General features: G+C 40.9%; 9 protein-coding genes. All 9 read left to right on the top strand.

Going from position 1 to position 7,265, the window contains the following annotated elements:
• The coding region (locus D1151_RS15965) for a hypothetical protein (RefSeq protein ID WP_161909534.1) at positions 1–420 on the top strand (420 nt) is incomplete at its 5' end.
• Positions 421–558: 138 nt separating this feature from the next.
• On the top strand, positions 559–1,614 hold the full coding sequence (locus D1151_RS15960; RefSeq protein WP_161909533.1) for a helix-turn-helix domain-containing protein: 1,056 nt from the start codon (positions 559–561) through the stop codon (positions 1,612–1,614).
• Positions 1,615–2,086: 472 nt separating this feature from the next.
• Positions 2,087–2,254, top strand: a complete 168-nt coding sequence (locus D1151_RS15955) for a hypothetical protein (RefSeq protein ID WP_161909532.1) — start codon at positions 2,087–2,089, stop codon at positions 2,252–2,254.
• A 170-nt stretch (positions 2,255–2,424) separates the two neighbouring features.
• Positions 2,425–3,237: a DUF4417 domain-containing protein gene (locus D1151_RS15950; RefSeq protein ID WP_161909531.1), complete on the top strand. Its 813-nt coding sequence runs from the start codon at positions 2,425–2,427 to the stop codon at positions 3,235–3,237.
• A gap of 2 nt (positions 3,238–3,239) precedes the next feature.
• Positions 3,240–4,676, top strand: a complete 1,437-nt coding sequence (locus D1151_RS15945) for an amidoligase family protein (RefSeq protein WP_161909530.1) — start codon at positions 3,240–3,242, stop codon at positions 4,674–4,676.
• Positions 4,677–4,756: 80 nt separating this feature from the next.
• The gene (locus D1151_RS15940; RefSeq protein ID WP_161909529.1) at positions 4,757–4,963 is read left to right on the top strand and encodes a helix-turn-helix domain-containing protein; all 207 of its coding nucleotides are present in this window, start codon (positions 4,757–4,759) and stop codon (positions 4,961–4,963) included.
• Positions 4,964–4,974: 11 nt separating this feature from the next.
• Positions 4,975–5,553 (top strand): hypothetical protein, encoded by a 579-nt coding sequence (locus D1151_RS15935; RefSeq protein WP_161909528.1) that lies wholly within the window; start codon positions 4,975–4,977, stop codon positions 5,551–5,553.
• A 42-nt stretch (positions 5,554–5,595) separates the two neighbouring features.
• The gene (locus D1151_RS15930; RefSeq protein WP_161909535.1) at positions 5,596–6,153 is read left to right on the top strand and encodes a helix-turn-helix domain-containing protein; all 558 of its coding nucleotides are present in this window, start codon (positions 5,596–5,598) and stop codon (positions 6,151–6,153) included.
• A gap of 485 nt (positions 6,154–6,638) precedes the next feature.
• Complete coding sequence (locus D1151_RS15925; protein ID WP_161909527.1) at positions 6,639–7,220, top strand: recombinase family protein; 582 nt, start codon at positions 6,639–6,641, stop codon at positions 7,218–7,220.
• Positions 7,221–7,265: the final 45 nt, after the last annotated feature.

Genomic DNA, 7,265 nt, shown 5'->3' with positions numbered 1-7,265 from the left:
GAAGGTTATCAAGAAACTATTTTGCGGCATTTGAACTATAATCCGGCTGATTACCGCATTACCGATGGAAAATGGAGCAGCAATTATGTAACAGAAAAAGGACAAACTGTTCGATATGCAGAATTTAGTGGCAACAGAAGAACTTCTGACTGGATTGCATATTACCAAGAAGAATTGACCGAAAATAGTCCGGCACTTGCTACTTATGATGCAGTAGCGACATATACCAATGGTATTAAAGATACCAGCTATGAAGTGATGATAACTGTAGATTACGAAGAAGTGGGACTATCATTACTGCAGAAGGTCTTGATTGTAACAGCGGGCATCGCAATTGGATCCATTATTATAGGGCTTATTCTGATGGTTCTTAAAAAGAAGAAGGAAAAGGATGTAAAATCATTCGTTGAAAGATTATAACAGCAATATAGAAAATAACGATTTTGCTTTTAATTAAAATCAAATATGTAAATTGATGTGGGGCATTGCTCCAGATGTTTAATCATCTGCAGCGGTGCCCCTCTTTCGCTTTTTGCGTTGATAGAAAAGAGGTAAATTATGAAGGAAATAACTGAAATCTTGAAAACAGAAGGAATAATGTCACAAGGCTTTGGAATAAGCCCGAAGATTCTCTATAGGGATAAACGATTGACGCCGGAGGCGAAAGCTATATATGGATATATTGCATCATTTGCAGGAAACGGCAGTACGGCTTTTCCAAGCCGCGATATTATGCTAGAGGAGCTGGGAATGTCGGTAAAGCGTTATTATAAACATTTCGCATTGCTGCAGCAATGTGGATATATTGATGTTACGAAGCAGAGAGACAAATTCGGAAGTTTTGACCGAAATATTTATACGTTAGTGAGCAATCCTATCGCGAAAAAGGACTTGAACACAGCGAATACAGACCAGAGCGAAAGTCGATCAGTTGCAGTTAAAAAAACGGATTCGACAGCAAGTAAGCCAGAGCGGAAGCCAGTAAGACGGAGTAGCACGACTTGTACTAAGCTGGAAAACTCGAAACAGCGGGGGAACTGGCTGAGAGAATCAATGGCGATTGAGGAGATTACGCATCAGCAGCCAGAAGATAAGATACTTTTGGAGAGGATTTATATGGCAGCCTTAGACATGGAAAATTCTGAGCAAATAAAAATTGGAGGCGCAATCAGGAATCGGCAGCAGATTATGACGATTTTACATAGTCTGGATGCGGATACAACGAGAACTGTTATCTTTAAATATAAAAAAATATTAAAAAATAAAGAATACAAAATACGAAATGTGAGGGCGTTTCTACAGACGTTAATCTGCAACAGTCCGTTTGAGATTGATGATCTACTGATCCATCAAGAAGCTCAGCATCAACAGGCAGAAGATGTGAAGAAGCAGGAAGATAATGAGGCAGTACGGAAACAACGTGACAGGATTATGGAGGAACATCCAAAGCTGCGTAGACTTGAATCTGATTATACGAATGTAATGCGTAGTCTTACACGGATAATGCTGACAGACGATGCGGAAGAAAAGGCTCGGCTTATGAAAAGACGCGATGAAATAGATACGCAACGCAGAACTTACTTAGAGGAATATGGACTACCGGAGATCATGTAAATCATATGAAAACGTTGAAATTAATCCATGTGGTCAAAACGACCACACGGTAAAAACGTTGAAATTGATCCATGTGGTCAAAACGACCACACGGTAAAAACGTTGAAATTGGTCCATGTAGTCAAAATGACCACACGGGCAAAAAATGCAAAAAAGCCGCAAAACGTTGAAATTGGTCCATGTGGTCGTTTTGACCACACTAATATAAACAGTATATCTATATAGAATTACAATAACTACAACAAAAAACTTTAATAAATAGAAAAACATCCTCATCAGTCAATGCGCACGTGCGCGCGAGGAGGCTGGGGAGGAACGACGGGTAAGTTGAGAAGTTTTTATGGGCGAAGCTCTATTTTGTGATTTAAGCATGAGTTGTGATGTTTGGCGATAAAAGATATGAAAAGTGGATAAAAAACGAAAATTCGGGCGATTTTATGCATTTTAGAGGCGTTTGAAATGGAGGAGAAGTATGGACAAAATCTATGACATGGCGGTAATTGAACTTGTTAGGTTGTTGCGCATTGTGAAAAGGCAGCTGATTTTGCTGCGCGCCGTGCCGATGGGGCGAGAGGAAAAAGCAAAGCTGCTGAAAGCCATAGAAGCGGTGGAATCAGAATTTGAGGTGTTTAAGCTATGATTAGTTTGTGTGAGCGCAGTTGCGATACCTGCAACATGCGTATGTATTGTCAAGGCTGTAGTCTTTGTGATATACAGTTTTGCAAATTCGATTGTGAGCAATGCTTTGCTCTTTGCCCCCGAAAAGGGTCAGCCTGGCAGTATTTAGGCAAGGTGGGAGGTGGACAGATTGTGCTGCAGAGTAATTATTATCGACTGCTGCCGGAATTAATTCCTGTATTACCGGATCATATGCCTGAAGCTATCGATGTAGGATCGGTTGTTGGGATTCATGGGGGTAATTTTTTCTCGGAAAATGGCGAACGTGTGGCGCCGGTGTACAGACGGAAAGGATTGCAGGACACTTTAAATCTGCTGAATCCTGTGAAAGGGGTGCTGCAGTTTTATGTCAAGGATCGGACGCTGGAAGGTATTTGGGACAAGCGCAGAGAAATTTATACACAGCTGCAGGAATTTCCATGGCAGGCGATTGTAGCGCCCAATTACAGTGTTTATGAAGATGCACCTCGAATTGATCATCTTTACAACATCAAGCGCAGCAGTATTGTATATAACGAGATGATGGATGCCGGGCTTCCGGCAGTACCGGATATTTCCTGGTACAATAAGATTGATCTGGACCAATGGATCCAAGAGATTAATCGGAAAAACATCAAATGCATTGCGTTCAGCTTTCAGACCGTTGGAACCAGTCTTAGAGCATCGAATCTCTACGTGCATTATCTCGCTGCTTTTAAATATTTGACAGAGAGGATCCCTGGAGAAACAGAAATTATCGTAGCCGGAATGGTATCACCTAAAAGGGTTCAATTGCTGAAGGAAATTTGCAAAAATCCTTTGTCGATATTAAATCAGTCAGCATATGTCCACAGTCGTCGAGGAAGCTTGTCAGAAACAGGGAAAGCGCCAGGAGAATTAAGTAAGAATCAAATTTTGTTAAGAAATCTTGCATATTATGCAAATGCATATAAGAGGGAGGTGTAGGTATGCCAAAGAATAGACGCAGCGGTACGATTGCGGGCAGAACCTATGAGACGGATCGTAGTGAACAGGAGAACAGAAATGACCAGGAGATGAGTGAGCGACTAGAACGTCGGCTACTGGCGATGGATCCAATCACAATAGAAATCGACAGTCGAACCAGACATAGGAGGGAGCAAGTTACTATTGATTTTGTGGATAGAGATCAGGCAAATGTAAATACTGCGGGCGGATCCTATCGGGTCAATATCGAGGCAGGCACTTGCACATGTCCCGATCATATGCATCGACAGGGCAGATGTCGACATATGGAGGCTGTGAATATAGCGACAGAACAGGCAAGACAGGGTATTATGCCAGGCAGTAGGGTGGATATAGAAACCTCCAATGGACAGGTTTTATCAGAACATCAAAGGGCGGAGACGGCAGCTGAACTGCAGAATGTAGCGAGGAGGTGTACAGATGATGCGTTTTTTTATACAGAGCATCCGGATATTTTTGAAAGTGATATGGCGAGGCTTCAGAGCGAGCCAGTACCGTATACGTATGAGAATGTCCTGAATGGATCAAATATTACGTTTGGCATTGAACTTGAATTTGTCCAAGGAGACAGTGATGCGATTGCGGAAGAACTGTATGAGATGGGGATTTGCGGTAATTCTTTGATGTCGGGATATCATGGAAGACGTGTGCCAGGTAAGTGGGCGCTGGAACGTGATGGCAGCGTTACTTCAGGAAATCGAGGTGGAGAGTTAATATCACCGATCCTTACCGATACTCCAGAAACCTGGAGAACAATTGAAAAGGTTTGTGAAGTTGCAAAGCGTCACGGTGCTCAGGTCAATTTTCAAACCGGAGGACATGTACATATAGGCGCATCAGAAGCATTGGACGGAAAAAAGCAGAGATGGCGGCGCTTTTTTAAAATGGGTGCTGGTTTTGAACAAGTCTATAAACGAATTTCGGGCGGCGAACAGGGATCTTTCCGGGGTGGATTTTATGCAGCATCGTCAATAGATTTAAACCGTATAGGTATTACGATGCGTCTTCCAGGAGAAAGCGATACTAGAGATTTTTTCTCCAGGATCAGCAACCGACTGGGTAATAAATATCGTATGATCAACTTTACCCCTTTGGGATCTAAAAAAACAGTTGAGTTTCGAGGGTTTAATGGTACATTGACTCCGGGAATTATCCAGGCTAATGTCAAATTTGCTGCAGGTATGGTAAACTCAGCAGAACGTTCGAGGCTGCGTAGTACAGAGTCGCTGGTATCTACGGAAGCAGATAAAAAGCGCGCGAACATCATCAATGCGTACGAAGAAAATAACCAGCAGTCAAATGAGGCGATTATGCGTGCGTTGGATGCAGTTTTTTCACGCAAAGAGGACAAACAGCATTTATTATCCGTCATTGCAAAAAATTCCTGGGACAGACATTGACAAACAAACTATTTCGTGTTATTTTAAAATAAAATAATGTTGAAATAAAATTATTAACTGACAATTGGAGTAAACCACGGATGATGAAGAAAAAGATAGAAGTGCTGCTCGCTGCTAATGATATGAATGTGGTGGATTTGGCGAAGTGTTTAGGGACATCGTCCCAAAATTTGTATAATAAGTTATCCAGAGATAATTTTAAAGTTAAGGATTTAGAGGACATTGCAGAGGCTACGAATTCGGAATTGGAGATTTGCTTTATTACCAAAGATGGAATGAAGATTTAGGAGGTATTAAGATGTTTAATGTAGTACATGATGGGCGGGTTCAAGTAAAGGCGCCAGAGAAAAGATTCCAGATGATGAAACTAATGGATGACAGTATGTACGAGGCAGATGATTATCGGGATTTGGTAGCCATTATCTGTGGTACAGACTACTACGAAAGCCAATCTGCTGAAACGGATTGGCATATGAGAGTAGATGCAGCAAAAGAAATGTGTTTGGCTTTGATTGCTGCATCGGAAGTAGAAGCGGAATTGGCAGGCGAGCTTGGGGAAGATGAAGGATTGGAAGAGTTCATTATCCTTTACGATGAGCGGATTGGAAAAATCCCTTATTCTTTGACTGGACCAGATGTGGATTATGAGATTCACGTTGATAATCCAGAGTTGATTCGCGTAGAAAGTGATAAAAATCTGCTTTGGACGTTGGAGAAAGCGCAGCTCATTGCAGTGTTTGAATATGATAAAGAAACGGGAGATTATGTCAGATGGCTGAATCAGCTTGATTTGGATGGTCTGATTGCCGATGAAACAGAATACTTTCGTGAGCATGGAGATCAAACACGTGTGCCGTTGTTTAAAAAGATGGGATAATAGGGCGTAAATGGAGACCACGAATTTAGGGAAGGAAGAAACATGGCAAAGTATAGTCATTTCACATTAGAAGATCGCCAAAAGCTTGAACGATTGTTACGGGAAGGCAAACCTAAGCCGGAAATAGCAGATGAATTAGATTGTGCGTTATCTACGATTTATAATCAAATAAAAGCCGGAACTGTTGATGGCGTATATAATGCTGATTTTGCTCAGGAAAAATACGAAAGATTTCTCAAGGAAAAAGGACGAAAGCCGTTATTAGAAGAAAATTCACCGCTTTGCAATTACATTGCAGACTGTATATTGGCCAAGAAATATAGCCCTGCGCGAATCATTGAAAAGATAAATAAAGGGGAAACAGAGTTTCCTGTCGATTCAATCAGGTCAATAAATACGATATATACTGCACTGGATAAAGGGTGGATTCCTGGTTGTACAAGAGAAAGCTTGATGTATACCAATGAAACAATTATGAATAAAGATGGAGGAATAACGATTCCGAGAAAAGTAAGAGAGATGCTGGATTTAAAAGAAGGCAATCGTTTTTTTGTCACTATTGATGATGAGCAAATAGTTGTTTCAAGGATTGATACTTGAAAAAAGAAGATTCTTATAGTATTTTATTAGTAGAGAGCCAAATTAGAGTGGCAGTTGGTCTGGAAGGAAGTGATGCTTATGCGCGACACTTGCGAAAGGACAGCATTTGTGGAATTTGTATCGGCAATAATTGTAGCTTTAAATACCGTAAGTAATTTTGCAGTGTTTTATGCTATGATGCGAAAGCATGATAAATAAGTCACAAAGAAAAAACCACTCAGAAGTTGCAGCTTAGAGTGGTTTTTAAGGTTAATTAAAAATTTACTTGGGCCAACTGTGTAATGGCTCTCGTTCTTTTTTTATTATAACTCTCCACCTTCTATTTTTGCAAGTAGAAAATTTATTTTTCTAAGTGGAATTTTATGTTGCAATAATGCTGAGTCAAAATACTCAAAGGTATTTAGATGAAACAATGTCCCACTGTGGGACGAGGGAAAGCCTCTTTGATATAATTAGGTAAAAATTATATTAAGGAGGATTTTTTTATGAACTATGGTTACGCAAGAGTATCCAGCAAGGATCAGAATTTGGATCGCCAGCTATTGGCACTTAGAAACTTTGGGATCACAGATAAGCATATTTATGTGGACAGAAAATCAGGGAAAGATTTTGAGCGACCAGGATATAAAAAGCTGATACGGCGACTAAGACCCCGTGATGTGCTGGTGATTGGCAGCATTGATCGTTTGGGACGCAATTACGACGAGATTTTGGAGCAATGGAGAATTATTACAAAAGAGAAAGGTGCATATGCTGTCGTGCTTGATATGCCGCTGTTAGACACAAGACAAAAAGGAAAAGACCTGACTGGTACTTTTGTTGCCGATTTGGTGCTGCAGATATTGTCGTATGTTGCGCAAACGGAGCGGGAGTACATTAAAAAAAGACAAGCTGAAGGTATTGCTGCAGCAAAACAGCGGGGCGTGCAGTTCGGCAGGCCAAAATTGCAGATCCCAGAGGAGTTTGCACAATGCAAGACTTTATATGAGACAAAACAAATCACATCCAGAGAAGCCGCTGCAATGTTGCAGGTGTCGCAGCCTACATTTTTGCGGTGGCTTAATTAATGTTTGAAATTTTTTAGAAGTTTTTTGAAACAAAAGGTAGACTTT

The organism is Emergencia sp. 1XD21-10, assembly GCF_009936045.1.
GTDB classification, from domain to species: domain Bacteria; phylum Bacillota; class Clostridia; order Peptostreptococcales; family Anaerovoracaceae; genus Senimuribacter; species Senimuribacter intestinalis.
The sequence above is the reverse complement of the archived record's forward strand: the minus strand, read 5'-3'. Positions and strand labels throughout refer to the sequence as shown.